Annotated in this window: 28 protein-coding genes; 5 read left to right on the top strand and 23 right to left on the bottom strand. The window is 45.4% G+C overall.

What is annotated here, in order from left to right; genetic code table 11:
• Positions 1-20 precede the first annotated feature (20 nt).
• Complete coding sequence (locus ACETK5_RS10260; protein ID WP_394057378.1) at positions 21-1,370, top strand: TrkH family potassium uptake protein; 1,350 nt, start codon at positions 21-23, stop codon at positions 1,368-1,370.
• 80 nt (positions 1,371-1,450) lie between these two features.
• Here ACETK5_RS10260 and ACETK5_RS10255 read toward each other — a convergent pair whose 3' ends face one another.
• From ACETK5_RS10255 to ACETK5_RS10225, 7 genes are all read right to left on the bottom strand, one after another.
• Complete coding sequence (locus ACETK5_RS10255; protein WP_394055417.1) at positions 1,451-2,707, bottom strand: glycosyltransferase; 1,257 nt, start codon at positions 2,705-2,707, stop codon at positions 1,451-1,453.
• A complete protein-coding gene (locus ACETK5_RS10250; RefSeq protein ID WP_326120478.1) occupies positions 2,704-3,321 on the bottom strand; it encodes a TetR/AcrR family transcriptional regulator in 618 nt (205 codons plus the stop codon). Before ACETK5_RS10250 ends, ACETK5_RS10255 begins: the two co-directional genes overlap by 4 nt.
• Before the next feature lie 158 nt (positions 3,322-3,479).
• Positions 3,480-4,322, bottom strand: a complete 843-nt coding sequence (locus ACETK5_RS10245; RefSeq protein WP_394057376.1) for a formylglycine-generating enzyme family protein — start codon at positions 4,320-4,322, stop codon at positions 3,480-3,482.
• A 284-nt stretch (positions 4,323-4,606) separates the two neighbouring features.
• Entirely contained in the window at positions 4,607-5,242 is a 636-nt protein-coding gene (locus tag ACETK5_RS10240) for a glycoside hydrolase family 11 protein (protein ID WP_394055415.1), read from the bottom strand.
• 361 nt (positions 5,243-5,603) lie between these two features.
• Positions 5,604-6,050 carry a hypothetical protein gene (locus ACETK5_RS10235; RefSeq protein WP_394055413.1) on the bottom strand — a complete coding sequence of 149 codons (447 nt, stop codon included), beginning with the start codon at positions 6,048-6,050 and terminating at the stop codon, positions 5,604-5,606.
• Complete coding sequence (locus ACETK5_RS10230; RefSeq protein ID WP_100537474.1) at positions 6,034-6,507, bottom strand: MerR family transcriptional regulator; 474 nt, start codon at positions 6,505-6,507, stop codon at positions 6,034-6,036. Before ACETK5_RS10230 ends, ACETK5_RS10235 begins: the two co-directional genes overlap by 17 nt.
• A 307-nt stretch (positions 6,508-6,814) precedes the next feature.
• A complete protein-coding gene (locus tag ACETK5_RS10225; RefSeq protein ID WP_100537475.1) occupies positions 6,815-7,141 on the bottom strand; it encodes a winged helix-turn-helix transcriptional regulator in 327 nt (108 codons plus the stop codon).
• 131 nt (positions 7,142-7,272) lie between these two features.
• Here ACETK5_RS10225 and ACETK5_RS10220 point away from each other — a divergent pair, with 131 nt between their 5' ends.
• Positions 7,273-7,911: an NADPH-dependent F420 reductase gene (locus tag ACETK5_RS10220; protein WP_394055410.1), complete on the top strand. Its 639-nt coding sequence runs from the start codon at positions 7,273-7,275 to the stop codon at positions 7,909-7,911.
• Between the two features lie 177 nt (positions 7,912-8,088).
• On the opposite strand, the gene ACETK5_RS10215 is transcribed toward ACETK5_RS10220, so the two are convergent.
• Positions 8,089-8,193, bottom strand: coding sequence for a DUF6254 family protein (locus ACETK5_RS10215; RefSeq protein WP_015735743.1), 105 nt, complete (start codon positions 8,191-8,193; stop codon positions 8,089-8,091).
• A gap of 314 nt (positions 8,194-8,507) precedes the next feature.
• On the opposite strand from ACETK5_RS10215, the gene ACETK5_RS10210 reads away from it, so the two are divergent.
• Positions 8,508-9,380: a hypothetical protein gene (locus ACETK5_RS10210; RefSeq protein WP_394055408.1), complete on the top strand. Its 873-nt coding sequence runs from the start codon at positions 8,508-8,510 to the stop codon at positions 9,378-9,380.
• Between the two features lie 118 nt (positions 9,381-9,498).
• Here ACETK5_RS10210 and ACETK5_RS10205 read toward each other — a convergent pair whose 3' ends face one another.
• The 7 genes from ACETK5_RS10205 to ACETK5_RS10175 form a co-directional block, all read right to left on the bottom strand.
• A complete protein-coding gene (locus tag ACETK5_RS10205; protein WP_394055406.1) occupies positions 9,499-10,056 on the bottom strand; it encodes a hypothetical protein in 558 nt (185 codons plus the stop codon).
• Between the two features lie 32 nt (positions 10,057-10,088).
• The gene (locus ACETK5_RS10200; RefSeq protein ID WP_394055404.1) at positions 10,089-10,712 is read right to left on the bottom strand and encodes a hypothetical protein; all 624 of its coding nucleotides are present in this window, start codon (positions 10,710-10,712) and stop codon (positions 10,089-10,091) included.
• Positions 10,713-10,904: 192 nt separating this feature from the next.
• Positions 10,905-11,120 carry a helix-turn-helix domain-containing protein gene (locus ACETK5_RS10195; protein WP_127593026.1) on the bottom strand — a complete coding sequence of 72 codons (216 nt, stop codon included), beginning with the start codon at positions 11,118-11,120 and terminating at the stop codon, positions 10,905-10,907.
• 10 nt (positions 11,121-11,130) lie between these two features.
• Positions 11,131-11,613, bottom strand: a complete 483-nt coding sequence (locus ACETK5_RS10190) for a DUF2975 domain-containing protein (RefSeq protein WP_100537481.1) — start codon at positions 11,611-11,613, stop codon at positions 11,131-11,133.
• A 251-nt stretch (positions 11,614-11,864) separates the two neighbouring features.
• Positions 11,865-12,053, bottom strand: a complete 189-nt coding sequence (locus tag ACETK5_RS10185) for a hypothetical protein (protein ID WP_326113405.1) — start codon at positions 12,051-12,053, stop codon at positions 11,865-11,867.
• Between the two features lie 26 nt (positions 12,054-12,079).
• Positions 12,080-13,273: an ArsA family ATPase gene (locus ACETK5_RS10180; protein WP_326113404.1), complete on the bottom strand. Its 1,194-nt coding sequence runs from the start codon at positions 13,271-13,273 to the stop codon at positions 12,080-12,082.
• Positions 13,274-13,338: 65 nt separating this feature from the next.
• Positions 13,339-13,761, bottom strand: a complete 423-nt coding sequence (locus ACETK5_RS10175; protein WP_326113741.1) for a MarR family winged helix-turn-helix transcriptional regulator — start codon at positions 13,759-13,761, stop codon at positions 13,339-13,341.
• 314 nt (positions 13,762-14,075) lie between these two features.
• Here ACETK5_RS10175 and ACETK5_RS10170 point away from each other — a divergent pair, with 314 nt between their 5' ends.
• Positions 14,076-14,462: a class I SAM-dependent rRNA methyltransferase gene (locus ACETK5_RS10170; protein WP_100537485.1), complete on the top strand. Its 387-nt coding sequence runs from the start codon at positions 14,076-14,078 to the stop codon at positions 14,460-14,462.
• Between the two features lie 152 nt (positions 14,463-14,614).
• Here ACETK5_RS10170 and ACETK5_RS10165 read toward each other — a convergent pair whose 3' ends face one another.
• A complete protein-coding gene (locus ACETK5_RS10165; protein ID WP_394055400.1) occupies positions 14,615-15,529 on the bottom strand; it encodes an arginase family protein in 915 nt (304 codons plus the stop codon).
• Positions 15,530-15,635: 106 nt separating this feature from the next.
• On the opposite strand from ACETK5_RS10165, the gene ACETK5_RS10160 reads away from it, so the two are divergent.
• Positions 15,636-15,977 (top strand): winged helix-turn-helix transcriptional regulator, encoded by a 342-nt coding sequence (locus ACETK5_RS10160; protein ID WP_100537487.1) that lies wholly within the window; start codon positions 15,636-15,638, stop codon positions 15,975-15,977.
• A gap of 71 nt (positions 15,978-16,048) precedes the next feature.
• Here ACETK5_RS10160 and ACETK5_RS10155 read toward each other — a convergent pair whose 3' ends face one another.
• From ACETK5_RS10155 to ACETK5_RS10125, 7 genes are all read right to left on the bottom strand, one after another.
• Positions 16,049-16,525, bottom strand: a complete 477-nt coding sequence (locus tag ACETK5_RS10155) for a GNAT family N-acetyltransferase (RefSeq protein ID WP_326113402.1) — start codon at positions 16,523-16,525, stop codon at positions 16,049-16,051.
• A 615-nt stretch (positions 16,526-17,140) separates the two neighbouring features.
• On the bottom strand, positions 17,141-17,380 hold the full coding sequence (locus ACETK5_RS10150) for a hypothetical protein (RefSeq protein ID WP_394055397.1): 240 nt from the start codon (positions 17,378-17,380) through the stop codon (positions 17,141-17,143).
• 89 nt (positions 17,381-17,469) lie between these two features.
• Positions 17,470-20,382, bottom strand: a complete 2,913-nt coding sequence (locus ACETK5_RS10145; protein WP_394055395.1) for a hypothetical protein — start codon at positions 20,380-20,382, stop codon at positions 17,470-17,472.
• Positions 20,383-20,488: 106 nt separating this feature from the next.
• Positions 20,489-21,829, bottom strand: a complete 1,341-nt coding sequence (locus ACETK5_RS10140) for an ABC transporter substrate-binding protein (RefSeq protein ID WP_394055393.1) — start codon at positions 21,827-21,829, stop codon at positions 20,489-20,491.
• A 41-nt stretch (positions 21,830-21,870) separates the two neighbouring features.
• Complete coding sequence (locus tag ACETK5_RS10135; RefSeq protein WP_394055391.1) at positions 21,871-23,025, bottom strand: efflux RND transporter periplasmic adaptor subunit; 1,155 nt, start codon at positions 23,023-23,025, stop codon at positions 21,871-21,873.
• Positions 23,026-23,061: 36 nt separating this feature from the next.
• Entirely contained in the window at positions 23,062-23,895 is an 834-nt protein-coding gene (locus ACETK5_RS10130) for a carbohydrate ABC transporter permease (protein ID WP_394057374.1), read from the bottom strand.
• Positions 23,896-23,957: 62 nt separating this feature from the next.
• On the bottom strand, positions 23,958-24,824 hold the full coding sequence (locus tag ACETK5_RS10125; RefSeq protein ID WP_394055389.1) for a carbohydrate ABC transporter permease: 867 nt from the start codon (positions 24,822-24,824) through the stop codon (positions 23,958-23,960).
• Between the last annotated feature and the right edge of the window lie 168 nt (positions 24,825-24,992).

Here is a 24,992-nt window from a genome sequence, read left to right as displayed (position 1 = left end):
AACATTCCGCTCCTGGCAAAATGGAGTTTTTCATCAACAAGCTAAAAAAAAATATGAGTCCCCCTCAGCTCATCATGCTCGTTTTTTTCACATTGATATTAATCGGGACCGCACTGCTTGCGCTTCCCCACTCATCCTCCACCGGAAGGTCGGTTGGTCTGCTGGATGCTTTATTTACAGCCACCTCGGCAATATGCGTAAACGGACTGGTTGTCTTGGATACCGGTAGTGTTTTTTCGACTTTTGGACAAGTCATTATTATGATGTTGATCCAAATTGGCGGGCTCGGCTTTATGACCTTTGGCGTCATGGTCGCCATTGTTCTGGGGAAGAGAATTGGGTTGAAGCAACGACTCATTATACAGCAAACCACGCATTCGACCTCGGCACAAGGTTTGGTTAAATTGTCAATGTATATGGTGCTCATTGCATTCGCGTTTGAAGCATTAGCTACGATTGTCCTGACGCTCCGCTGGCAACAGGACTTCGGGTGGGGACAGGCAGCTTATTACGCCCTTTTCCATTCCGTTTCGGCATTCAACAATGCCGGATTCGCCCTGTGGTCTGACAGCCTTTCCCCCTTTGTCGGCGATCCGATCGTCAATATTACGATTGTCTTGTTATTCATCATTGGAGGTCTCGGCTATATCGTCATTGTGGATGTATTCCAAAAACGTTCATGGAAGAAGCTTTCGCTTCACTCCAAGGTTGTCTTAGTTGGGACAGGAACGCTGTCCCTGCTCGGTTTTCTATTTATATACTTTTTAGAGAGCTGGAATCCGTCAACCTTTGGCCAATTGAGCGAAAGCGAACAAGTGCTGGCTGCTTTTTTCCAAGGCATAACGCCTCGAAGCTCGGGGTTTAACACGATTGACATCGGCAGTATGCTGGCGGCTTCTCAGTTTTTCATTATTATTTTGATGTTCATCGGTGCTGCTTCCGGAGGAACAGGCGGCGGTATTAAGATCAATACGCTTGTTGTACTCATACTAGCAACGATCCAAACCTTTCGCGGGGGTGGTCAAATCCATGCCTTCAAGCGCAAAATAGCTGGAGAAACCGTCATGCGCGCCCTGGCCGTTGTCATGAGTTCTTTGGTGGTCGTGCTGGGAGTTTCCCTGTTGCTGACCATCTCTGAAGGAATGCTCGAAGAACATTTCTTGGAAGTGTTGTTTGAAGCAACCTCAGCATTTAGCACCACTGGATTGTCGATGGGATTGACAAGTGAATTGTCCCCCGTGGGGAAAATGATTGTGACAATAACCATGTTTGCCGGTCGTCTGGGTCCCTTAACACTCGCTTATGCGTTGGCTCAAAAAAAGCGCACCTCCAAAATTGGTTACGCGGAAGATCATATCTTGATTGGGTAGTTCAGGCTTCTCAATCAAGAATTTTCTTGTCCTCCAACATCTCATCTTTTAGTAGACATATCCTTGCAAAGGGGATTCACTCAAAAGTGATTGTGCAACCGTCTCTCAATAAATTCTACAGTTCGATCAACACCTCTCTCCGTTCGAATTTTTTCTGACAGTGCCGTTGAATTTACTCTCAGTGATGATTGACTCGTTAGGGCTGCTATCCGCTCAACCAAACCCTCGACAGACATTGATTTTTCAGGAATCGGCTTGGTCGATACGCCTAACTCATACATACGTCTTGCCCAAAAAGGCTGATCCGCATGAAACGGAGATATGGTCATCGGCTTCCCCGCTTTCAGAACGGCCGCTGTCGTCCCTGCTCCGCCATGATGAATAACACCAACAGCTCGCGGAAACAGCCATGTGTGCGGCGCTTCCTGTATACACAAGATGTTCTCGGGCACATCGCCGAACGCTTGCATTCCACTCCAGCCAACCAGAATGATCCCGCGTTGCCCCGTTCGTTGTAAAGCCTCCATGGTCATTTGGAGCACATGATCTTGCTTTAAAGGCATGCTGCTAAAACTAATAATGATCGGTGGGGGACCTGACGCTATAAATGACTCCAGCTCCTTTGGCGGGTCCCAATCCATATCTTCCAGAAACCAAAATCCCTCCATACAGACTCGATCCTTCCATTTCGGGTCAAATGGCATAACCGAAGGACTGCAACCATAAAGCACCGGGATTTCACGTCCGTTTACGCACAGATCATCAGAGAATACACTTCGCGGAGGTAAATGTAACGTCTCGCTTCTCCAGGTATTCATCAATGTTTTGAAGGATAATAGCATGAAACGGTTGAGATGATAGCTTTTTTCATTTAGCCACCGATTCCTGAAGGAGAAAGGTAAAATGGGATTGGTGAAAGTACCTGTCGGCGCAATGATAGGAATCGGATGTGCCGCAAATACGGGAATATTCAACTTTTGTGCAATATCGTATCCTGCGAATGCCTTGGGATGATAGATGAGGCCGTCTGCATCTTGTGAAGCGGTCCACAGGTCATCGAGCATTTGCTGCATCATAGGGTGTATAAGCTTTTTCATCTGCTTCATAATCTCGAAGGGATTGCTGCCCAGCATGCGTTTTCCTTCCACAGACTGCGCCAGTTTCAACATATTTGCCCGTATTGGTGCGAAACCGACGCCATGTCCGCGAATGAAGCCTTCGAAATCCTGCGATGTGCATATAACCACATCATGTCCGTTGTTCTGGAGACCGCGGGCAAGGGCAATGAACGGCTGCACATCTCCCCTTGTTCCGATGGTAAGCAGCTTTATTTTCACTCATTTCCCTCCTTACGATAAATGCCATGCCTTAACATATCCAAATAGGGTTTTGTGTCTAAAGCTGCACTTACCTCGAGTCCTCCTGTGGAATTCTCGTCGTATCGTTTGGTCATTTGCTTCGTAATGATGGATTCCAGGGAGAGCAATACGAATTCGATGGCTTGCTTGGGGTCGATTCCTTCTCTGAACCGGCTCTGATCGATCCTGCTTGCAAGGAGGTGTATGGAATTCTCGTTCATTAGCTGTTGTTTGAGCAGAAGCTCCGCTTTTAGCTCTTCCGGCATAACCATAAATGTTTTAGCCATAAATCCAAACCTGATGGGATCACTTTTAAATACATCCATCTTTTTTTGAGATAACTGCTCTATCGCCTGAAACAGATCCTCGGAGAGATCCATGGGTGACGAAGTCAATGTATGGTAATAGTGCTTCAAGCATTCATCTACCACCGTTAAATACAATGTTCTTTTATCCGAAAAATAATGGAACAGAATTCCCTTGGATACACCAGCTGCCTTGGTAATTTGATTGGTTGAAGCACCTTCATAGCCCTTGTGGTAAAACTCTACTAAAGCTGCTTGCAAAATGGTTTGTTTTTTATCCGTCTCCATTATATAGTACTCCACCCCCGCCGATTGACCACCTGGTCAATATGATTTGACCAAATTGTAATACACATTGACCATGTGGTCAATAGGGTGGTGACTTATTTCGATCTTACTTATCTTCCTAATCGTTATAATAAAAAAAGAAATATGACTATTAAATGTCATATTTCTCCGCGAACGACACGAAAACCTTGATCGGGGCCAAAGCCATTGGGATCGAACTTGCCTCGGAAGGATATCTCGTTGTTGCTAACGTCGCCGATCCACCCGCCGCCCTTTACTACTCGGAAAGAACCGCTTTGACTATCTATGTTGCCATGCCAGTCCCAGCACCACTCTCTTACGTTGCCAGACATATCGTAAATTCCCAACTCGTTGGGTTTCTGGGTACCGATCGATTTTGTTTTATTATGATTGCTCTCTATGATAGGCCAGTTCCAATCCCCAGATAGGTATTTGTCCCCGGCGTTTTTCCAATACCATGCAACCTCGTCGGCATTATTACTTCCGCTGTAGATGTAATCCTTGCTGTTCTGACCTCCGCCTGCAGCATATTCCCACTCCGCTTCTGTAGGCAATCGGTAACCGTTAGCTCCCTCATTGATCGTAACGGTCCATTTGATCTGATCGTTATCATTTCTATTCTTCGGATCTTTTTTGCCCTTGTCTATGTTGTAATACGGATTTAAGCCCTCTTGAATGCTTCTTTGATTACAGTACTCCACAACGTCATACCAGCTCACCATTTCCACCGGCAAATGGTCGCCTTTGAATGCAGAGGGATTCCTGCCCATGACTTCCACCCACTCTTTTTGAGTGACCTCATATTTGCCGATGTAGAAGTTTGATACGGTTGCATTTATTTCAGCGTAGTTAGACTGGTAGTTCTTAAAGGTCCCGCCTTCCACAAATACAAAATCATCTTTCTTCTCAGGCTTATCTTGCGAACAAGCGCCGATCACCACCATTGTTGCTATTAAAAAGAACATGCATAGCTTTCTCATTGGTATATCTCCTTTAAGCTGATAGGGAAAATGATAGGCCATAACGGCATTTAACTCGCCTCCCCTTTACGTCGAAGGCCGTTCGTCTGGCGAAAAACGGCCCGCAACGTATCCGGTCTAACGCGGAGAACAGAGGGGAACGGTCCATCCGACTGTTTCCCTGTCAAGGCTTGCTGATTCCAAATCGGTGGATTCGTTTAAACCATTTCGGTCGCTCGAACCGGGCTTATCGTGAAAGACGTTCCCCACCGTGCCCCTTGGTTGAGTTTACTGATGGCGATTGGTTACCACACTGTTACGTTAGAGCTTCCGCTACTTTGATAACCCTCTGTAGCTAACACCTGATATGACCAGCTGCTTCCCAGATTCATTCCCTTGCTAGCCCATGCGTTCACGTGGTTGCTGAACGTAATGGAGGAGTTGACCCCGGTCGCTCTTTTCGATTGTCGAACACTCCAGTACTGGGCAAACGTTTGAGTTCCGTCAATGGAAGGCGCGTTGTATCGCATGGTCGTATAGATGTCATATGTGCCCCCATCACTTGTCACCGTCCCTTTATGTGTCCCTGTAGGCCGATAAGTACCCCAGCTATCCACGACGTAATATTCAATGAGTGCGTTTCTCGTCCATCCGTAGAGAGTCAAATACCCATTGCCGGAAGGCGCCCAGACGCCGGCATTGTAGTTAATTGTTCGGTTAGGCGATCCGGTATTCCAGCCTTTGCCGACGACGAAATTCCCGGTATTTTGCCATGTCACGCTGTAATTACCACCGGAGCCGTTTACAGCATTAACCGTTCCGCCGCCATCGGTCCAATTTTGCCAATAGTCGGTTGCTGCACTTGAAGTTGTTGCAAACAAACCAAAACTCATGGTAGCTGCAAGAATAACCGTCATCATTTTCCTACTGAACTTAAACATAATCTACCTCCTCATATTGTTGAATTATTTTTTTCCTTTTACCTCCTTTCTAAGTAAATTATAGGATGGTAGCGATTACATAACACTTAGCAAATTAAACATGATATCTAGATTATTTTACAATTTTAGGAACTAATAACCGAACATGGAATAGGACGAAAATGATTAGCCAAGATGAAAAGATTATTACAATAAAGAAGACTGCCGGGAATTTCGCCGACAGTCTTTCTCTTCAACATAGTTATCTCTTTATCCTTTTCACTGGACCACCCGGGTAAAGATCGTCTTTTCAATGGATTATCACGGTCTTTTCCATCCACGGCTCATAGCTGCCAGCGAAGCTTTCCCGGCTTGGTACCCTTCACTCCACTTGACTGGATTGCGGCGTCTGACCTCCGAACCCCTTTGGCTTCCTTCTTATGCCCATAATGATGAAGGTGACATAGATTATGATCGCAATCGAATCGATTAGCGTATCCGTGAGTGCCGATACGTCTTGTAATGCTGTTATGCCAAGAATGACGATCAACCGGATGATTAGAAGCGACACGATGGTCCATGCGGCATACCGGATCTTCAATCGCTCGCTTTGGAATGACATGAAAATGAACACGATGCCGAAGACCAGATTTTCCGCCGTGATGATATGCCAGACATATATGAATACTATTCGGTTGTCCAACGTGATCGCACTCACATCAAGCGTCGGCAGTACAGCGGTTTGCCCGTTCCATGCGTGCGTAAAGGCAAACAGTATCGCCAGAATGCCAGCGATCAGAAAATAAAAATTCCTAACCTTGATGCCCATGACATCCCTCCTCGGATATTCCTGGTTCCTTCTTGCGAATAGACCGGTAAAGCTCACGAACGATTTCTGCCAGCCGTTGGTCGCTTTCTTGATTAAAGTCCCTTAGCGTTTCGGCTGCTACGTCGAGCAATTGACTGACCTTTTCCAGATGGGCCATTTTCCTACGCGTTTCTGCATTCTTGGCATCGAGGAACGAAGCAACCTCACGGCAATAAGCAGGGTCTACATTCTCCATTCTGTGGAATCCAAACGTTCCCTTGATTTCGTCAAGAGTGAAGTCTGCATACTGCATGATTTGAATATTCATCAAATCGATGAGATCGTTCTTCGAATACCTGCGGTACCGATTGTCTTCACGGGACGGCGATACGATTCCAATCCGGTCATAATACCGAAGCGTATCCTTTGGAATCCCAAGTAACTGCGAAACCTCTTGTATAGAATAAAGTTTTTCCATGAATTCAAAGTAACATTGGAGTAAGCTCCAATGTCAAGATGTTTTTCTATATTTATCTTTCGACACATTTCATTTGTCAGCCCATTTCGACTGAAACGGATCCTCGCTCATCCATTCACTTGCTCTTCTGAAAAATAAAATCCTTCTAAGTGACTCTAATGTTATATAGAGAAGAGAGTCCGATCTATCTCGATCGGACTCTCTTCTTTGTTCAGCAGTTTAAACCATTGCGTCCCTTTATTGGCGAGCGCTTGATAGCTTCAATCAAGCTCGAGGCCATGTTGCTGTCTTTTTTTGCGCCTGTATCTCACATTTCGGATAGGATGTGCTTTTTCCCCCACTCGCTCATCGTATCTAGAAATTCAATCATGGTTCGTCCCTTCGGTGTCAGCGTATATTCGACTCTAGGCCGAGGCTCCGGATACGATTTTCTATCGATGATTCCATCTCGCTCAAGCTCTCGAAGCTGCTCAGTCAATATTTTCTTCGAAATGGCTGGTAAATGCCGTTGCAATTCGCTATACCGAACGGGTATTGAGCTTTTAAACAAATATCTATAGATTGGAATTTTCCATCTCCCGCTTAACATGGAAATTACGATTTCAACCGGACATTCATTTCGTTGTACAGGCATTCGTTTCCCCCTCCATTTTTATCCATAGTGTATCATGGTTCTTTAAGCTAAAGCTTGGATACAAAAAAGTGCCTAATTGTTATCGATATTTAAAAGAGAATACAATCACACTTAAAAAGGAGTTGATATCCATGCGAATTGGAATCCTCGGAGCGGGAAATGTAGGTCAATCATTAGGAAAAGGACTTGCGAAATCAGGTCATCAAATTCTCATCAGTAGTCGAACACCTCATAGCGAGAAACGCAATCTTTGGAAACACGAGGTAGGTGATGCGGGGGATATTGCATCATTTGCTGAAGCAGCTCAATTTGGCGAGGTTATTATTGCGGCTCTCCCTTGGTCCAGTATGATAGAAGTGATTGAAACCATCGATCCTGTGTATCTAAAAAGCAAAACGGTTATTGATGTAAGCAATGCCGTCCATTTTGACAATGGCCCGCGCTTGCTCCTTACAAATACTTCAGCAGGAGAAGTCATCCAATCCATTTTACCAGAGAGTCATGTTGTTAAGACACTGAATACAGTTAGCGATAAAGTCATGAGTCATCCCCAATATAAAGAAGGTTCACCGATCATGTTCGTATCCGGAAACCATGCACCTTCCAAAGATCAGGTCAAGGTACTTCTTCACGATCTCGGCTGGTCAACGATCGTTGATTTAGGTGATATTCGGCAAAGCTCTCTACAAGAATCCATTATGCTTGCATGCGTGATTAGTGAAATTCAATTGCAATCGCCAGGATCATCCTTTGCCTTATTAAGACAATGAGTATTACCCTTCATTGATGATGTATGCTCAAATTAATTGGCGAACGGCCAAGAAGCTTAGAGATATTTTGTGGGCAAGTAGAAAGTAAATCACAATATCTAATGATTTCTACAAGAAAGAAGACTGCCGGTATTTTACACCGACAGTCTTTCGCTTCCAAGTAGTATACGCTTCATTCTATTCGCTGGACAATTCCTTGAGCGATTTGATTTTACCATGGGGATGCTGTTCTTGCTTTCGTGACTTCCAGGCAGCTTCTTTCCTTCTCTTCTGGTGAGCCATGACAGAAATCCTCCTTTGGAAAATGAAATGTATACCACTTTCTTATATTGTCATTCCTCGGCTCTGTTCATTCATGAAATTCATCCTCGTGGACGCAGACCAAAGCGCTTCTAGTGATGATGAATGCTGGTCAGCTTGGAGTAACGTCCGATCCAGTCCCCTGCTATATTTTAATGTACTTTTGAGGCTGATCCACAAGCGACTTACAAGAATAGAAATATAGTACGTTTCCCGTTACTATTATAATGGAATATGGCAACCCAAGGTTGTCAGATGAGTGGGTGTATTCCCGGCTCGATTGAAAGGAGTTATCCATGAATAACAAGCTGATACGCGTTTTGAAAAAGCTGTACCACCACTCGAATAATAACTATGACCCGGAACGCGAGGTTTCCATCTATAAGACGGATACACTTGCTCCGGCCGAGCAGGAGCTGCTCCACGCCAGCGGGTGGGTCCCAAACGATCTGCAGTACATCCGTCATGACGAGATCATCGACAAGCTGATCGAGCTCCAGACAAACCCCATCCTTTCCTGGAGCAGCGTTGGCAGCGCCTTTGTCGCCGGGGTTGGCGGGAGTTACCCGCGAGCCATATCCTCGCTGGCCAGTTACCATTCCATGATACACGCTCGAGCGCATGCGTATGAGGTATCTGAGCGAGTTCTTGCCTGCAGGGTGTGCGCATTCAGCCATCGTGACGAAGGCTGGGACAACCTGTCCTACATCCGTTATGCGATGCATCTGGGGAATAATTACAGCGGATCAAGCTTCGGCACGTATGTAGACATGACCGAGTTCGTCAATCTGCTGGAGGTAGACGCTATTCAACCAACGGAAGAAGACAAGCAGGCCTTCAGCCACCTGCTGCATAGTCTGGACCGGGCGGAAGCGGGCGAAACACCAGGAAAATACGAGAAACGGCTCACGTCCGAGAAAATCATCAAAGGGCATAGCGGCATACGCCGTGGTATGCTCCAGGCGTTAGCTATGGTCGGCGTGATCCCCAACCGCGTCCTGGAGCTTGCCCCCGATCGCTGGACGAACATGGAGTCGATCATCAACGCCGAGTTCAGTCTGGACAACACCAAGGGCCGTTCCGACATGGAGATGCCTTGGGCTGGCTGGCAAGGCAGTCTAGGCGTGGATTGGAATAAGGCTCGAACAATCTTCGGCGAGTGGGTTTAAGTAACTGCTTTTTGCGATCTACACACCTAAAATAAAGGCAGCCCATCATACTGCCCCGGCTGCCTTCAACTCATTCTTCAGTTATGGTTTCCATTAGCTTAGTTTGCTTAACAAGGGATTATATCTGTTCCTTTTCCTTCGTCCATTCTTTGTATTCAGGTAAAGTATATTCGTCAGTTTTTACGACGGTCCAATGATTGTTCTTACGTTCTAAGAAGACCTTTATTAAATATTCTCCTCCGGACTCATCAAAATCATCTCTCAAATAAATCATACTTGCATGGATAAGAACTTCCACTTCATTATCGTTTATCGTTTTCACTTTAATACGTTCATAACCTTCAATATTATAATTAGCATCCAACAAATGAACATGTTGATTTAAGGATTCAACCTCATTCTTCTCAACATTGACTCCTTGTTTGTGGTCCATATTCTCTTTTAGATCTGGGTAATGATCCCACAGAATATGAATATCCTTGTTAAGCACGGCTTGTGTTCTATAATACATGTACTCTCTGACTGGCGTTATGTATTTCACCCAATCCGAAGGTTCCGGCTCCACAAAACCATCTAGACCTGAATCAGTAGTGAGGTTTTCTGTTTGCGTTGTATTTTGCTGACACCCGATTAAAGATACGAATAGTACAATCAATATACCTCTTAAAAGAATCATCATATTCGCCCCCTTCATTATATGACGAGCTGTTAGTATAATCCCTTGAGTATTTGTCTTGCATAAGAATTCCAGTCTGCTTCATCTGTGTTGATCTCCAAAGTGGGAATTAGTGATTGTTTCGCACACATGCGAAGTTGATCCTGGTCCTCTAAGAACTTATGACATGCCTCCGTTACCGTGGAGTGATTTTCCATCACATATGATTTCCACGCGTTGCTACGACTTTCAATAAACCTTGGCTCCACTGCATCTTCAGACAGAGTTAAAAGCACACATTGTGCATTCAGTCTAAATAATCGTTTTTCTAATACCTCAATGTTCGAAGAATTTGAAAATGCCGCTCGATGATTTAAATGGAATCTCTCCAAAAGATAAAATATACCGTTTGAGGGTTTCGTATGGCCAAGTGAATCAATCCAACTGTATTGAAGCTCAAGATAATCAACATGACGATTTAATAGTTGAATATGTTCATCTTTATCCATTGTTCTCAAGACGCCTTGGTATGAATGCAAAACTTGTGAATAGTGTTCACTTATTGCAATTATCGATTTTTCAACATTGGACGCTTGACTTTGTATTTCCTTGATTGCAGAAAACAATGATGTTTTCCCAGCAGTTGACAACCCTTCGATTATAACTCCCCGAATCAAGTATCCAGCTCCTCTTCAATTGTTCTCGACAACCATTCTACCACATATTAGGAACCGTGATCCTGGCCTGCTTAGCAAACTAAACGGCCTGCCAGCTTTGTTTCTCATCAGACCTCCATCCCATCGGTTATGAATCGCAAAAAAAAATCGCCAAAATGGCGACTTTTTTAGATCCCTGCTTTATGATGATCCTTACGTGTTCTCTTCACTTTGGTATTCTAAAATATCTCCAGGTTGGCATTCCAGCGCTTTGCAAATGGCTTCTAAAGTTGAAAGCCTAATGGCCTTGGCCTTTCCATTTTTCAATATAGAAAGGTTCGCCATGGTTATTCCAACCCTCTCCGAAAGTTCGGTTACGCTCATTTTTCGTTTAGCCAGCATGACATCAATATTGATTATAATCGCCATCGTTATCACCTCAGACCGTCAAATCGTTTTCAGATTTTATATCAATTGCCTCTTTTAGAAGCTTTTGAAGAACAGCAGCAAAAACGGCAATCACCATGGACGCAAAGATCAGGGCCATTCCGATGAGTATAATACCTGGGGCATCGTCTTTCTCCGCGATCAGGTAGAAGAGCGGCATGCCTACCACAAACAAGCTGCTGATTATGACTGCACAGTTTTTTATATTCTTTAGAACGCGTACGGATAATTCCGAGAAAGCTTTGTTCTTATCAATATAGCCTAGAAGCTTATAAGCTTGATACAAAGCAAAGTAAAAAGGTATCGCCGTTGCATACAAATCGATGAAAACGAGATATTTCAAATAAGTATGATCTGGATACAATTCTGCCATAAAATTCGCTATCTCTGGTACCACAAATACGCACAAAGCAAGAACTGGAATCCCAATCAGAATAACAGCAATCCTTAAAAAGAGTGTGGATCCTCGTTTCATAAAAAAGCACCTCACTTGATATTTATGAATTTGATTTTATCAACTAATTTATCGTTTTGCAATAAATAATTGATGTTTTTTATTATATTTATATTGTTATAAAGATGTCCAATGATTTTTGACAATAATAAAAAGCATTCCTTATGACAAAGAAATGCTTTACTTTTATTTTATGACTCGGCAAGTTGAAGACCATCCCCAAGGCAAAGGAATGGCCTTCATTTGAATCTGCTTTTTTTTACGAGCAATCGCTATTCCTTTGATATATTGATTTTGCGGGCAACAGGAGTAGTTTTTTCCTCCTCCATCGTGTCGATGACACTGTCGATCACGGATCGCGAAGCAAGCAGCCATTCCTTAACCGCGTTTTTTACATGCTTCTTGGCTTGATGCCGCTCCAAGTTCTCCAATAAAAACTCCAATCGAGGCATTCTTTCCATCACTCGTTCCCTCCTAAGCACTCGCTTCATTGATCCTTCGCACTCATTTCCAATTCCCGCTTGCCAAAACGAATGATAAGCCGGTCCTCCGCATACCTCGCGCCTACAACTTGGCGTCCCATTAACGTTCTTGGTAAAATGACCTTGCGTTTGTAAGCCCCGGCATCTACCGTCAATTCATCGCCCGTCTGCATTAGATTTAGATCTTCCTTATCGATAAAGGGAATCATTAGCTCCAACAACATCTCTCCCTCCTCTTCCCGAATTGTCTCCGTTATGCCATGGTAAAACATTGCAGAAGGATCCCGATCCACATAGACGATATCCGCTAATTCTTTAAGAATGGGGAGTCCGATAACTTCCTTTTGCATCATAGGTGCTTTCAGAATCGGAAGCGGCTGGAAGTTCAATACGATTTCTTCCTCGTATTTCTTTTGAATATCCCGCCAATGTGCGAAGAATCCTTCTCCCGCCTCATCCGGCAGCACCCGATTAACGATCACCGCATCCGTATTGAACCCGAACAAATTCAAATATGTAAAGGAGCGCTTCGCTTCGGCAAGAACCATCTTTTCGGGATTCAGCACGATTCTAACCGACGTGATCTCCGGATCCAGAACGAGCCGCTGCATATCCTCCAAACCGCGTGCCAAACGCTCGATACTGTCCAGCACGTCATCTGAAGGGAGCTCTATATCCTTTACAATTTTGGCTACCGGCCGCACAAGCTTGATCAGTTTGCGTTCGGTCGGGAATATTTTCTCGAGCCACCAATTCAATACGTTCGGGTAGCTTAGCAGACGAAGCGTCTCTCCGGTCGGGGCGCAATCCACCACCATTACGTCATATTGTCCGCTTTCCGCGTATTCCTTGATTTTCAGTAAACTGAAGAGCTCCTCCATGCCTGGAAACACAAGCATTTCTTCTGTCGTGACATCTTTCAGCTGCGCTTTGTCGAGTAATTTGGTGAGCCAGACTTGGACGGTTCCCCAATTGCGCTCCGTCTCGCGGATGGCGTTCACTTCCTGTCCCCACAAGTTGTCGCTGATTTGGACGGGATCCGGCCCGATCGGTACCGCCAGCGAATCCGCTAAACTATGTGCCGCATCTGTGCTCAGAATAAGAGTTCTTTTTCCTTGTTCTGCCATTTTCACAGCCGTTGCCGCCGCAATACTCGTCTTGCCCACGCCGCCCTTACCTGTGTAGATAATGATCCTCATGTCCACCCGCTCCTTTTAGTACGATTTCGTAGTAATTCACCGGAAAAAATCCGGTTTAAAACCGGTTATTCCTCAATCTGAATCTTTATGGGAAGGCGCTTTACTTCTTGAGGTGTAACAGGTCCCCCATCCTGGAAAACTCTGGCTGCCTTGAACAGGAGTGTTGTGAATTGCTCCAGTTCTTCCGGCGTAAATGCCGCCTCCAATCTGCCCAGCATCGCCATCATGATTTGCTCCCATTCTTTCGCCAGCTGCAGACCTTCCTGCGTCAGTGTGACGAGCTTAACCCGTTGGTCTTGTGCAGACGTAGCTCGTGCGATCAAGCCTTTACGTTCAAGCCGCTTAGCAATGCTTGTCATTGAACTTAGTGGTGCCCCCATCTCGGCGGCCAACTCAGACATGGTCAAATCCCCGCGGAGGAGCAATATGAGCAGTGTTGACATATCTGAACGAGTCACTTTTTGTTCGAGTTGAAGCGTATCGGTCATAAAAGCAAACGGACGCAGACCGGTCTTGAGGAAAAGGTCATATAGGTGTTTTATACCGGTCACTCCCTATCGTACGAGTTCGTAATAATACTTCTGCGACCATTTTAATACGATTTCGTATTAATTTCAATAACCTATAGGATTTTTTTCTTGAACCAAGTAATAGCTTGGCATCGACACCTTTTGCATCACGTGATTAAGCATTCAGACAGGCAGGCAAAATTCCTCATTGACACGCTTTCGTATCGGATGGTAAATTGAACCCAGGAAATTACTACGAAATCGTACTAATGGGATGCTGGAGGTGTATGAATATGGACTTGAATAGTATTCTATTGACAGCGGCCGGTGCCATCGGCGGCGTCACGGCGGTGATTCACGGTATATTGATGAAACGGCTTATTATCAGGCCAATTGAGGCGAATTTTGCAGCGAATGGGCGGATCTCTGGACCGCTGCAAAAGCTTGTGGCACTGCTATTACAATTTAGCACTTTCAACTGGTTGCTGAGCGGACTCGCCTTAATCGCCGCAGCCATCTGGATTGAACAGGACGCAAGGCTCGTGATTAGCCTGCTTGCTGGCAGTTCTTTTTTGTATGGTGCGATCATTTCTCATTGGGCCATTCGCCGCCCTCATCCTGGCGGGATCTTGATGAGCGCTGCGTGCATTCTCATCGTTTTGGGACTAACGGTAGGTTAGACTCGGATTACTTTCAAGTTCCCTCCAATCGCATCAATCATGAAAAAGCTCCAATAATCTTTTCACCACATAAAAATACACCCTAAAATGCTGCATGGGTGTATTTTTTATGATTTTGCCGTCCATTATTCTATTAAATTTTATCGATGCCTTTAGTTATTTAAAATAGGTATTTCTCCAAGGAGATTCTTCAGGTTGATGGAGTCCCACGGCAAATGCTCTGTTATACCTAACCCAACGACATCTGTCACTACAGATAATTCCTTAATCAAACTCAGTAGTTGAGGCATTTGCATGGTTCCCTTAGGAGATAAATGAAAGGGTTCTTCAGGGTTGGCGAATAATAAAGAACGGAATGCAATTGGATCAAGCACGTCTAGATCAAGGTGAATAGCCAGGTGCTTAATGCCGCTTTGTTTGATCCATTTTTTTATAGATTCAGTGCTGCTCGCTAACTCTTTCGTTCCAGCCGTTCGAATACCAAGTCTTTGAATCATTTCCGTGTCTGGTTCTGTAGGTGCAACACCTAGTCTTTGAAACGCTTCTGAGATCACTGCAACTTCTTCTTCTGTAGGAGCCGCTAATCCTGCAATAAAGACGTTTTCAGGTTTTAGCGGGGTTTTCACATGTTTTGCGAACTCCTCATCTCCTTCACCCAAAAGATTCCCGAGAGGCAATGCGTGTCCGTTATCATACCCGACATAATTGACCAAATCAGAGTGAGCATCGATCCATATTAAACCTAACTCCCCGCCGTACCGTTCGTTTAAATAGGCAAACGGAGCTTGTTCAACCAGACAATCACCACCAAACATAACAATGCGATCCGGCTTATGAGCCTCAATAAGATGATGAGCAGCCTCTAGCTGTTCAAGCAGCTGCTTTCTTCCATTCATGCCGTTCTCGTTTTCAAGCGAAGTTCCATCATAAGCTTGAACGGGTACGTGGATAAGGGGTTGATCACTTTCGGGAGCTAGCCAAGCAAGCAGCTCGGCTCCAAAAGAGTAGTTCGGGTTGTTTCCTCCTTGCCATTGTGGCATTAGCAGTCGTATTGTTTTTGTAGTCATTTGTTTCTCTCCTTTACATCAAAGTACGCTTAGTATAGACTGAGCACAAATAAAAAAGTAGTACGCACAATTATGATAGGTACTACCCGAAAGGATAGTGTAAAGTATGAGTATGGCTGAATATAAAGGTAAAGTTAAGAATGTTCAAGATACACCTTTTGGTTATACCATTTCGATTATTGGGGGTAAGTGGAAGATGGTTATTATGTACCTCTTGGCAGAAAACCAACCGGTTCGATTTAATGATCTGAAGAGACAAATTGGAGCGATTACTTACAAAACATTGAGCGCACAACTCAAAGAATTGGAAGCGGATGGTCTGGTGACACGGAAAGAGTATCCTCAAGTTCCCCCCAAAGTCGAGTACAGTCTTACAGATAAAGCGGAAACGCTATTACCCGTTTTGGAACAGTTATGTGAGTGGGGAGCAAAAAACCAACCTCATTAATTCCATTTCTGCGATTGCAAAAAAGCCGCATAACATGCGGCTTTCAAAGGTTGACCCATTGAAGCAGTGACTCAAAGTCGTAAAACGGTTATTTGCTCGTTTTCGATGATTTCGCCGTTGTCACGGAAGCCGTAGCTTTCATAAAGCTTTTTGGCGGCCGCGTTCTCAGCCTTATAAGGAATCCAGCAGAATTGTGCGGGCCCTGCCGGAAAGGTGCGGATAAATTCCAGGATTTTTTTCATGGCTTCCCGACCATAACCTCTGTTCTGGTATTGCTTGTCAATCATTAGCCGCAGAATGCAATAGCTGTCGTCTGCGATTGTCGGGAGATCGTATCCGGTGATTCTATAAGTAATCATAACAAAACCGACCGGCTGTTCATCCGCGTAAATGGCAAATGGGAATGGATGTCCCTCATTGGTTGCAAGGACATAACACGAAGCCACGCTCGACAAATTGGACGCTACGAAGCGCCGTTGATCTTCTGAGACCTCCAGATTAAATATGGAACGTCGGTTATCTAACGTGATTTTCCTGAGAGTAATCATGCAAGGCTTCTCCCTTCAGTATCTTGGGTTGATCGTTTTTGCGCCGCGGTCGCTTATATAACATACAATTTATCCAAAAAAAGTAATAGACTTATATTGAAATTTTTTATAGACTATTATGTATCTATGGCTTTTTTAGGTCAATATGAATTAACCGGCACATCTTGTGCCGGTTTTATTTTTTTGCTCATATAAGCTGCGTTTTAGCATTCCTGTTGATGGGGATTCATGGCGAAGACGAAACTACTGACGGGGATCATATAGAAGCAGAGGCTGAAGAAACATTTTAATTAAGTGAACCCCCTTAGAGTAGACATTGTTGGAAACCCATATGGGAAACCAATGATTCTTAGGGGGATTTTATGAGCAAGAAGCTATACGACCCACGCCGTGTGGACCGTGATTCCGCTATTTGTAAGCAAAGGTGCTAAACATAAGGTTAAGCGGACACAGGTTCCGCTAAGGCCGGCAAATCACACTAATAACGGGGAAAATCCGAGAATAACGGATTCTGTGTCCGCGAAACCTTGAATTTGGCACAGTTGTTGGGAAATAGCGGATCTCGTGTCCGCATACATCAGATGCACACCACATACAGCAGCGCACACCAACACATTAGTGCTCACCACTTGCGTCTTCATTTTCAACGGGTTCTTCTAATGCAATATTTTGGCATGTAACGGAGAAGTCGTCATGAACGGTGACGTATTTTAGGCGATGGCCCAAATGCTGAATTGCAGGATGAGGGGTAATTGTATCAATGATGACGATACCAATGTTCTTCCCGGATTCCGTAAAATCCGGAGCGTCTGAAAAGCCTAGTCGTGCCCACGTAGGTTCAGGTGATTTTCTCATGGATTCGCACTCCTTATAAAACAACCCCGAAGATAATATATCTTCAGGGTTGTAGTCCTATAATAGTATGTTGTATGTCGCTGGTACGATTAATCGCTATCTGTTCTTTTCGCTTGGTCCTCTTCATAAGTAAATGGATAGCTTTGACTTCCGAGTAGCATTCTCCGCCCTTGGAACTCATCATACAGATGGATTCGAACCGCCCCTCCACTTACGATTTTGCTGAAGTTGCTGTTCAAGTTAATGGAGTATGATTTATTGTTGCCAATGGTCAAATCCGTACCGAGTGTTAGTACCTTCTCTGTGGACTGGCCGGTCGGGTCAATCAGCTCCATAATGAGCTTATGGTCATAAGATCCTGTCTCGTAATCCCCATTCCTCGAGAGATTATAGTGAATAACGGTATTGAGCCTATCTTTCCCTGCGCTAAGCGTACCTTCTCCTCTCGTAATGGTGAGATGGTACGGAAACAATTCCACATTTTGCAGATTCGTTGCCGGTTGGGTAACTCTAGGGCTAAGTGCTAGACCTACGGTATTGATAGATCCCGTTGATTCTTCCCCTACATCTGTCATCTTTCCGTTTGCTACACCTTCCCCGACATACAATACAAGCTGCGAAGGATTTACATGCTGCGGAATCTTGCTCCAAACGGTCACCAGATTCTTCCCATTCGGACTTGTCTTATCGGCGGATTGACTGATCTTTGCCTCAAAAACCTCGTTTTCCGGTGTTTTATAGTAAGCTACAATCTGCGCCTGTTTGGATTGGCGTGTTTCCTGACTCGCCATCACCAATTCCGTATATATTACATTGGAACTGCTGTCTTGGTAAACAGTTGTCAGACGTTCTCGGACTTCCGCTTTCTTGCCCGGCGTATGGATAAGATAAGATTCGCCGGCAGCGACCTGTTTCATGACATTGTTGAGCGAAGAAGTATTCAGCGACAGAAATTTGTGAACGTCCTCTCCTGAAGTTTCTTGCAGATCAACTCGGAGTTGATTGAATAGATAGGAATACGGCACATGGGCAAGTACATACAGCTCCATGGTTTCATTCGGTGCCAGGGTTGTTTGATCATTCGGTACCACAATTTGGGCCGTACCGCTGAGATCGCGCATTCCTGCCTTAACTGCAGCTTTGAACTCGGGCAGCGCTACGGTCGACGATGAGGTATTACGAATGCTGATTTTAGCTGCAATTTGATCCACTTCTCCCTGCGGCACGCGCTGATATGAGCTCAGTTTGACGCCGAATGTTCCATGAGCATTCTCCATGATGTTTTCTACACCCAGATGACTTTTACCTTCCTGAGCATAAGGAATTTTATAGTGGGAAGCCGGGAAGCTGATTTTCCCCTCCACAGCAGGCTCTGTCAATTGCAGTTGCAATTTATTCTGTTTCATATGCAATGGCACTTCTGCACTGAGATCGATGAGTTTCTCCTCCAGCGGCTTCAACGCAACATGGTCAAACGCCTTGGCATTCACCGGGATGCTGTACCCTTCATCCGTGAGGATGGAAAGCTCATAAGCCGGCAGCTTCAGTGATTTTTCACCGAGATTTTTCACGCGGAATTGAAGATTCCATTTGCCGGTATCATTCTCTGCATATACGGAAGCATGTTTCAGCTGCGTCTCCATCGATTGATGGTTCACCGATATTTTTTTGATGGCATAATCCGCTGCTGGTACATCGGCGGTAATTGCAGGAAGTTTGAAGGTTTTAACCGGGAGCGTCATGTTCAATGCTTCGTCTTCCCGGGTGAATTGCATCGTCATCTGATCTGTTTTCAGTTGGGACGGAACCTCAGCCAGATAATAAATCGTTCGTTTCTGTCCTGGCTGGATCCTGAAGCTGCCCCCTGTATCATCCTCTGGCATCAGATCGAATACGGAGCCGCCGGCCGACTTCAGTTGTACTTTATATCTGGGATCGCTCAGCACCTTCTTGCCTCCGTTTGCAAAATGAACCCCCACTCGCATATACACTTTTCCATTATGCTTCATTCGCTTCACACTTTCCGCCTTGACCGTCACAGGCTGCTGTTTCATCCGCAGCTCTGCGCTTTTGCCCTTTGCCACGGCGATATCCGTCGCTGCCGCCGGAAGCTTGAACGATTGCACCGGAAGATTTATCTTCAATGCTTCGTCTTCCTGCGCCAGCTGCAGTATCATACCATTCGTCTTTATCGTGGGAGGGATCTCCGCCCAATAGTAGATGACGCTGCTCTCCTGAGGCTGTAGCTTGTAGCCGGTGCTGGCTGAATCGGAGATGAGTTCGAATACCGAGCCGCCGGGAGATTTCAGATATGCTTTATATCCGGGGTCGCTTAACACTTTTGTTCCTCCATTCGAGAGTCTGAGCCCCAATTGCATATATACTTTTCCATGGATCGTATATCTCTGCAAGGTATCCGCCTTGGCCGTAACCGGAAGCTGATTCATCGTGATCTTCTGGCTCTTGCCTACCGGAACTACCGAAGTGTACTCGGCCGGAATTGTGATTTGCCCCAGTTTTTTCTGATAATTCGCGCTGTCAAAGTCCCATCCGAACATGGAAACCTCGATCCCGTTCACCTTATCCGATGTTCCAATGTTTGCATAGTACGTCACGGATAGACTGCTCTTCGCTGGTACCGTTCGTTTCACAGCATCACTCGTAACTTGCTTACCTTTTGTCGTGCTGCTTGGCGTGGAAACTTTGGAAAAATAATCGATAAGATCCACTCTGCTGCCACTGTTGTTACTGTAACGAAGTGTATATACGAGAATATTTCCGCCTGGCTGAGTGAAAATATCCATCCCCGTCAGCTTTACACTGACGTTTGGCTTCAAAGTGACCGAGTCCAGTTTATCCAATGTCAGGCTGGACGAGGCTGCAGCAGATATGGAAACAGAGTAGTCTGCTGCGGATGCCCCGTACACGCCATAGGCAAGCCCATGACTCAACATTGCGGCGCTGAGCACGATGACCGCGCATGTCTTTTTTGACCTGTGCATACATGTACCTCCCTGTATAAAAAGAAAATCAAAAGTCTATTCTCCGCTGTTCCTCTGTGAAATCGGAAGCAGCACACGAATGTGAGCTGCTTCCTGGATGATCTACCTATTCGTTTAAATAGGTGGTTACTCGGTTCTGGATCAGCTTCGCCACCTCTTCTGCTGTTTTCTGTCCGCTGAAGTACGCCAGAGACTCTTCACTGGCAATCGTTATCACCTTACTGTCCAGATTCACATATTGATCCGCGGATTGAACAATTTGTTTAAACACGGTGAATTGTTCGTCAGATACTTTGGCGGGCTGCCCATTCGGAAGCGTATAATCGCCACTTCCCACTTTGTCCTGAAGGTCATTGATCATCTTTTCATTCACGGATTTAAGCATCGAGAACCCTTCTCTTTCCTGCAGTAATTGCGCTTCTTCGGATAGTAAGAAGGTGATAAACTTCCAAGCTTCTTCTTTGGCTGGCGATTTGGCATGGATCGCGAACTCGGTAGAAGTAAAAACTCTCGCACCTTTTCGGCCTGCGATGTCTCCCGCTCGGGGTAACAGCATCAACTTTGGATGATCAAAAAGCATATAAGGGCCTTCGATAAAATCAAGCGGTGACCTAATCGGGGTGGAACTGAACAATTGATTGCCCGGCTTTGCTTCGTCGGATGTAATGATCTTGTCATCATTCATTTTCATGGCTTGCTGGAGCAAATTCACAAATGCCGGAGAGTCGAAGGTTGCCTTTTTAGCTGAAGGATCAACAAATGCTGCATAGTTCTCATAAAGCATCTCCTGAAAGAGGTATTCCGGCGGGTAGGACGCTAATGCATAAATCTCATCCGTACCGTTCTCCTTCGCCTTCTGGATCACTTCTTTCGAAACCTTCTCGAACTCCTTCCAATCCCATGACGTATCATCGAACGTAGCATTGGCGTTACCCAGCATGTCCCCATTACCAACCAATACTCTCAAGGAGTATCCCAACGGGATGGTATACACCCCGTCATTCAGCTTCAGACCGTCCACAATATTCATTTGTAAATCGTCTTTATGGAGCGTCTGGTCCTGCTCGATCACATCATTCATATTGAACAGAAAACCTTTGGTCACGTATTCTTTAAGGGGCAGGCTGTCAACTTGAAGGATATCCATCCCTTTTCCCGATAGCATGGCGGTATTCGTTGTTGTGCGATACTTCTCGAATTCCCCGGGTCCCCATTGTTCACCCATGCTTTTATATGCATGGATCTGCAAGTCGATATCCGGGTATTTCTCTTCGAACTTTTTCTCGAGCGTTTGATAGAATGGAGTCGACTCTCTCAATGACAGGGTAAGCACCGTTTTCCCCTCCTTCATTGCGGGCTTGTCCACGTTCCCGCCTTCTCCTGAGCCGCACGCGGTTAAACTCGCGATTAAAGCTCCCATAGAAATAATTAGCAGCCATTTTTTCATTGTATGATTTCCTCCTGATATGTTCTGATTACAACGCCTCACTATTCCAAGCGAACTCGGTTGCCATCCTGCAGAGGCTCGCTGCTTTTCAGAATGATCTTATCTTGTTCATAGATGCTATCCGTTTGGATCATCGTTTCTTTGTCATTTCGCTCGCTGTACGTTATGTTGACTTTTCGGGCAACAAAAACATTACCGAGTGCGCCTGGCTGCTCTTCGACTACAAAAACATACATGCCTTCCCGGTCCTGATGAATAGCTTCATTAGAAACAAGCAGCCCTTGATCGAGCGAGCTTTTCTCGATGTTAATCCGAGCCTGCTCACCTCCCTTCAGCTTGGCATCGAGGAGTTTAATACGAATCATCTTTTGAGGGACGGTTATCGTCTCCGCTCCTTCGGATTCCCCTTCTATAAGGGGCTCCGCATGGGACATTTCTTCAATGACGCCGTCCATGATAATGGCTTGCTGCACTTTATCTGTATGGACCTCAACCTCGATCCGCTCTCCAATAGATATCCCAATGCTGGACAAGCGCTTTGCATCCGCGCCAACCTCCAACCTGTATCCTTGGCTGCTGTTTGAAACAATGACATCCGGCTCACCTCCAGATGCCAGTCCTTCTACCGCATTCAGCTTCGTTACAATACCGTCGAACGGAGCGGTTAGCACCTGATCTTTTGACAGCCGTACTTTCATCTCGTTGATCTTGCGTTCCTGCGCGGCAATATCAAGTTTCCCTTTTTCAATTTCACGTTTTGCGCTGCGCAGCTTAAGCTCATCCTCTTCGATGGACGACTGAATAAACTGGTCCTGAAGATTTTGCTGCTCGATTCTTTGCTTTTCCAGATTCGTTACTTCAAGTTCGATTTCTTGTCTTGCCGAAGAGTTGTCATAGGTGATAAGCTTCTGTCCCTTCTTCACACGTTCTCCTTCTTTTACGAGAACCTGTTGAACCTCCCAGTCGGTTGAACTGGAGAGCTTGGCTTCAGCGATCGGCTGAAGCATTCCGCTTCCTTCGATCGATAGCGCAATGCCTCCGTTTTTCGGCTGTTCCGTGGTCACCTTGGGTAAGGTCAGCGACTGCAGCGTGTTACTGAACAATGTAAAGAGCAGCAGCAGCCCCATAAAACCCATGAACACGAATTGAAGGATTCGCTTTCGTCTTTGGTCAACTGCCCCTTTTCCTAGCTCCATATCCTTTCTTCTCCTCCTAAAAAGCGCCCTGAAAAGTTAGCCCTTAACTCCTGACAATTGGATGCCCTCAATGAAATATGACTCCGCGTACAGAAATAACATCACCATCGGGGCCATATAGAGCATGGATGCAGCAAAGGCAATCCCCCGCTCGCTATCCTTGATCCTGGATAAAAAGACGGACAGCGGCTGCTTGAACGGGTCGTCCAAAAAGACAAGCGGCTGTTCCACCATGTTCCAATAATCAACGAACAGCAAGATCACTAGTGCGGCCAACCCCGGCTTGATCATCGGAACGATCATCGTCATAAAGATCCGCAAGTGGCCGGCGCCGTCGATTTTGGCAGCTTCAATGTAGGCATAGGGAATGTCCAGCATGAACTGTCTGAGCATAAACACGCCAAAAGCAGCGAAAATGCCGGGAACGATGATGGCGGCCGTACTATTCAGCATGCCAAGCTTATCGACCATAATATAGTTGGGTACCAGCGTGACTTGGAATGGCATGAGCATCGTCATGACATATACCAAAAACATAGAATCCCGGCCGCGGAATTTCAGCTTGGAGAATGCATAAGCAGCCAGTGCTGCCACGAGAGTCTGACCCACAATGATCGGCACCACCATGAACACGGAGTTCCAAAACATCGTCAGATACTTCGGGTTGTCGATGAACACTTTCCCATACTGTGCAAAAGACACCTTGTCCGGAATTAGCTTCAGGTTTGCGAAAGAGCCATCCCTACCTGGAATCACTTCATTCATTTGACCGATGAGACCATAATTGATCTGGATTTCCAGTTCCGTCATCAATGAATTTGTGAATGTAATCACAATTGGTGATATGAAGATCATGGCGATAACACCCATGACGAATGTTAATATACTTTTTTTCAATATGTTGACGACTCGCACAGACTTTGCTCCACCTCCTATTCCATGTACTGTCGATGCCTGCGCTCAATCGCAAACAGCACCAGGACGATCAGCAGAATACAGACAAACATCAAGGATGCCGCTGCGGTCAGCTTCTGAATGTCGAGTGAAATGAACATATTATTCATATAGTGCTGCATCATGTAAATGCTGTCATGGGGATAATCGCCTGCGATCAGATACGTTTCCCGGAACACTTTGAATGAGTTGATAATGGACATAATCACAACAAAAAACATCGTGGAAGTCAGATAGACCAGCGTAACACTTCGAAATAGCCGCAAACGACCAGCCCCTTCAATCCGGGCCGTTTCGTAATAATCCTTCGGAATTTGCTGTAGACCCGCCAGGAATAAAATAACGTTGTAACCCATGTTCTTCCATAGATACACCATGATCACAACCAAACGTGCCGATTCCGTCTTCATCCAGTCCACGCGTCCCATTCCAAAGCTGTTCAGCCAGGCGTTCAGAGAGCCGTTCCAATCAAATAACATCTGCCAGATCATGATGATGGAGGCGACGGGCACAACAAGCGGCATGACATAAGCTGTCCGAAGCCATTTTTGAAAATATGTATTTTTGTGGAGCAGCATCGCTAATCCGAGTGACAGCATGACCATAAGCGGAACACTGACCGCGCTGAAGTAAAACGTGTTGGATGCCGCCTTGCGGAAGGAGGTACTTCCAAGCAGCTCCAGGTAATTATCGAGTCCCACAAAATGACCGTCTATCGATTGGCTCATAAAGGAATAGTACAAGCCCATGACAAATGGAATAAGGTAAAAGAGTGCAAATCCGATACCGCTTGGCACGAGAAAGAACATGGCCGCCGAAGCATCCTTACGGAGCCATTTTTTCATGATTTTCTTGATCCATCCTTTCACGATTTAGTTTGTCCTTCATTTCTGTTCCATGTTACTCGCCCCGATGCATTCAGTTTAGGGAAGATAACTTAAGAAAAAAGTATGGAAAATATTAAAAATATCTAAAGTAGTGAACGCAATCATAAGAATAGGGAACGTAGCGGA

The sequence above is a fragment of the Paenibacillus ilasis genome, from assembly GCF_043195395.1.
Classification (GTDB): Bacteria; Bacillota; Bacilli; order Paenibacillales; family Paenibacillaceae; genus Paenibacillus_AQ; species Paenibacillus_AQ lautus.
This window is presented reverse-complemented; position numbering and strand designations above follow the sequence as displayed.

Bases quoted from the DNA above. Each gene is read 5' to 3' on its own strand.
- ACETK5_RS10260 (WP_394057378.1), top strand. From the start codon at position 21: ATGGAGTTTTTCATCAACAAGCTAAAAAAAAATATGAGTCCCCCTCAG.
- ACETK5_RS10250 (WP_326120478.1), bottom strand. From the start codon at position 3,321: ATGGAGACGGATAAAAAACAAACCATTTTGCAAGCAGCTTTAGTAGAG.
- ACETK5_RS10245 (WP_394057376.1), bottom strand. From the start codon at position 4,322: ATGAGAAAGCTATGCATGTTCTTTTTAATAGCAACAATGGTGGTGATC.
- ACETK5_RS10240 (WP_394055415.1), bottom strand. From the start codon at position 5,242: ATGTTTAAGTTCAGTAGGAAAATGATGACGGTTATTCTTGCAGCTACC.
- ACETK5_RS10235 (WP_394055413.1), bottom strand. From the start codon at position 6,050: ATGGGCATCAAGGTTAGGAATTTTTATTTTCTGATCGCTGGCATTCTG.
- ACETK5_RS10230 (WP_100537474.1), bottom strand. From the start codon at position 6,507: ATGGAAAAACTTTATTCTATACAAGAGGTTTCGCAGTTACTTGGGATT.
- ACETK5_RS10225 (WP_100537475.1), bottom strand. From the start codon at position 7,141: ATGCCTGTACAACGAAATGAATGTCCGGTTGAAATCGTAATTTCCATG.
- ACETK5_RS10220 (WP_394055410.1), top strand. From the start codon at position 7,273: ATGCGAATTGGAATCCTCGGAGCGGGAAATGTAGGTCAATCATTAGGA.
- ACETK5_RS10215 (WP_015735743.1), bottom strand. From the start codon at position 8,193: ATGGCTCACCAGAAGAGAAGGAAAGAAGCTGCCTGGAAGTCACGAAAG.
- ACETK5_RS10210 (WP_394055408.1), top strand. From the start codon at position 8,508: ATGAATAACAAGCTGATACGCGTTTTGAAAAAGCTGTACCACCACTCG.
- ACETK5_RS10205 (WP_394055406.1), bottom strand. From the start codon at position 10,056: ATGATTCTTTTAAGAGGTATATTGATTGTACTATTCGTATCTTTAATC.
- ACETK5_RS10195 (WP_127593026.1), bottom strand. From the start codon at position 11,120: ATGGCGATTATAATCAATATTGATGTCATGCTGGCTAAACGAAAAATG.
- ACETK5_RS10190 (WP_100537481.1), bottom strand. From the start codon at position 11,613: ATGAAACGAGGATCCACACTCTTTTTAAGGATTGCTGTTATTCTGATT.
- ACETK5_RS10185 (WP_326113405.1), bottom strand. From the start codon at position 12,053: ATGGAAAGAATGCCTCGATTGGAGTTTTTATTGGAGAACTTGGAGCGG.
- ACETK5_RS10180 (WP_326113404.1), bottom strand. From the start codon at position 13,273: ATGAGGATCATTATCTACACAGGTAAGGGCGGCGTGGGCAAGACGAGT.
- ACETK5_RS10175 (WP_326113741.1), bottom strand. From the start codon at position 13,761: ATGACCGATACGCTTCAACTCGAACAAAAAGTGACTCGTTCAGATATG.
- ACETK5_RS10170 (WP_100537485.1), top strand. From the start codon at position 14,076: ATGGACTTGAATAGTATTCTATTGACAGCGGCCGGTGCCATCGGCGGC.
- ACETK5_RS10165 (WP_394055400.1), bottom strand. From the start codon at position 15,529: ATGACTACAAAAACAATACGACTGCTAATGCCACAATGGCAAGGAGGA.
- ACETK5_RS10160 (WP_100537487.1), top strand. From the start codon at position 15,636: ATGAGTATGGCTGAATATAAAGGTAAAGTTAAGAATGTTCAAGATACA.
- ACETK5_RS10155 (WP_326113402.1), bottom strand. From the start codon at position 16,525: ATGATTACTCTCAGGAAAATCACGTTAGATAACCGACGTTCCATATTT.
- ACETK5_RS10150 (WP_394055397.1), bottom strand. From the start codon at position 17,380: ATGAGAAAATCACCTGAACCTACGTGGGCACGACTAGGCTTTTCAGAC.
- ACETK5_RS10145 (WP_394055395.1), bottom strand. From the start codon at position 20,382: ATGCACAGGTCAAAAAAGACATGCGCGGTCATCGTGCTCAGCGCCGCA.
- ACETK5_RS10140 (WP_394055393.1), bottom strand. From the start codon at position 21,829: ATGAAAAAATGGCTGCTAATTATTTCTATGGGAGCTTTAATCGCGAGT.
- ACETK5_RS10135 (WP_394055391.1), bottom strand. From the start codon at position 23,025: ATGGAGCTAGGAAAAGGGGCAGTTGACCAAAGACGAAAGCGAATCCTT.
- ACETK5_RS10130 (WP_394057374.1), bottom strand. From the start codon at position 23,895: ATGGGTGTTATCGCCATGATCTTCATATCACCAATTGTGATTACATTC.
- ACETK5_RS10125 (WP_394055389.1), bottom strand. From the start codon at position 24,824: ATGAAAAAATGGCTCCGTAAGGATGCTTCGGCGGCCATGTTCTTTCTC.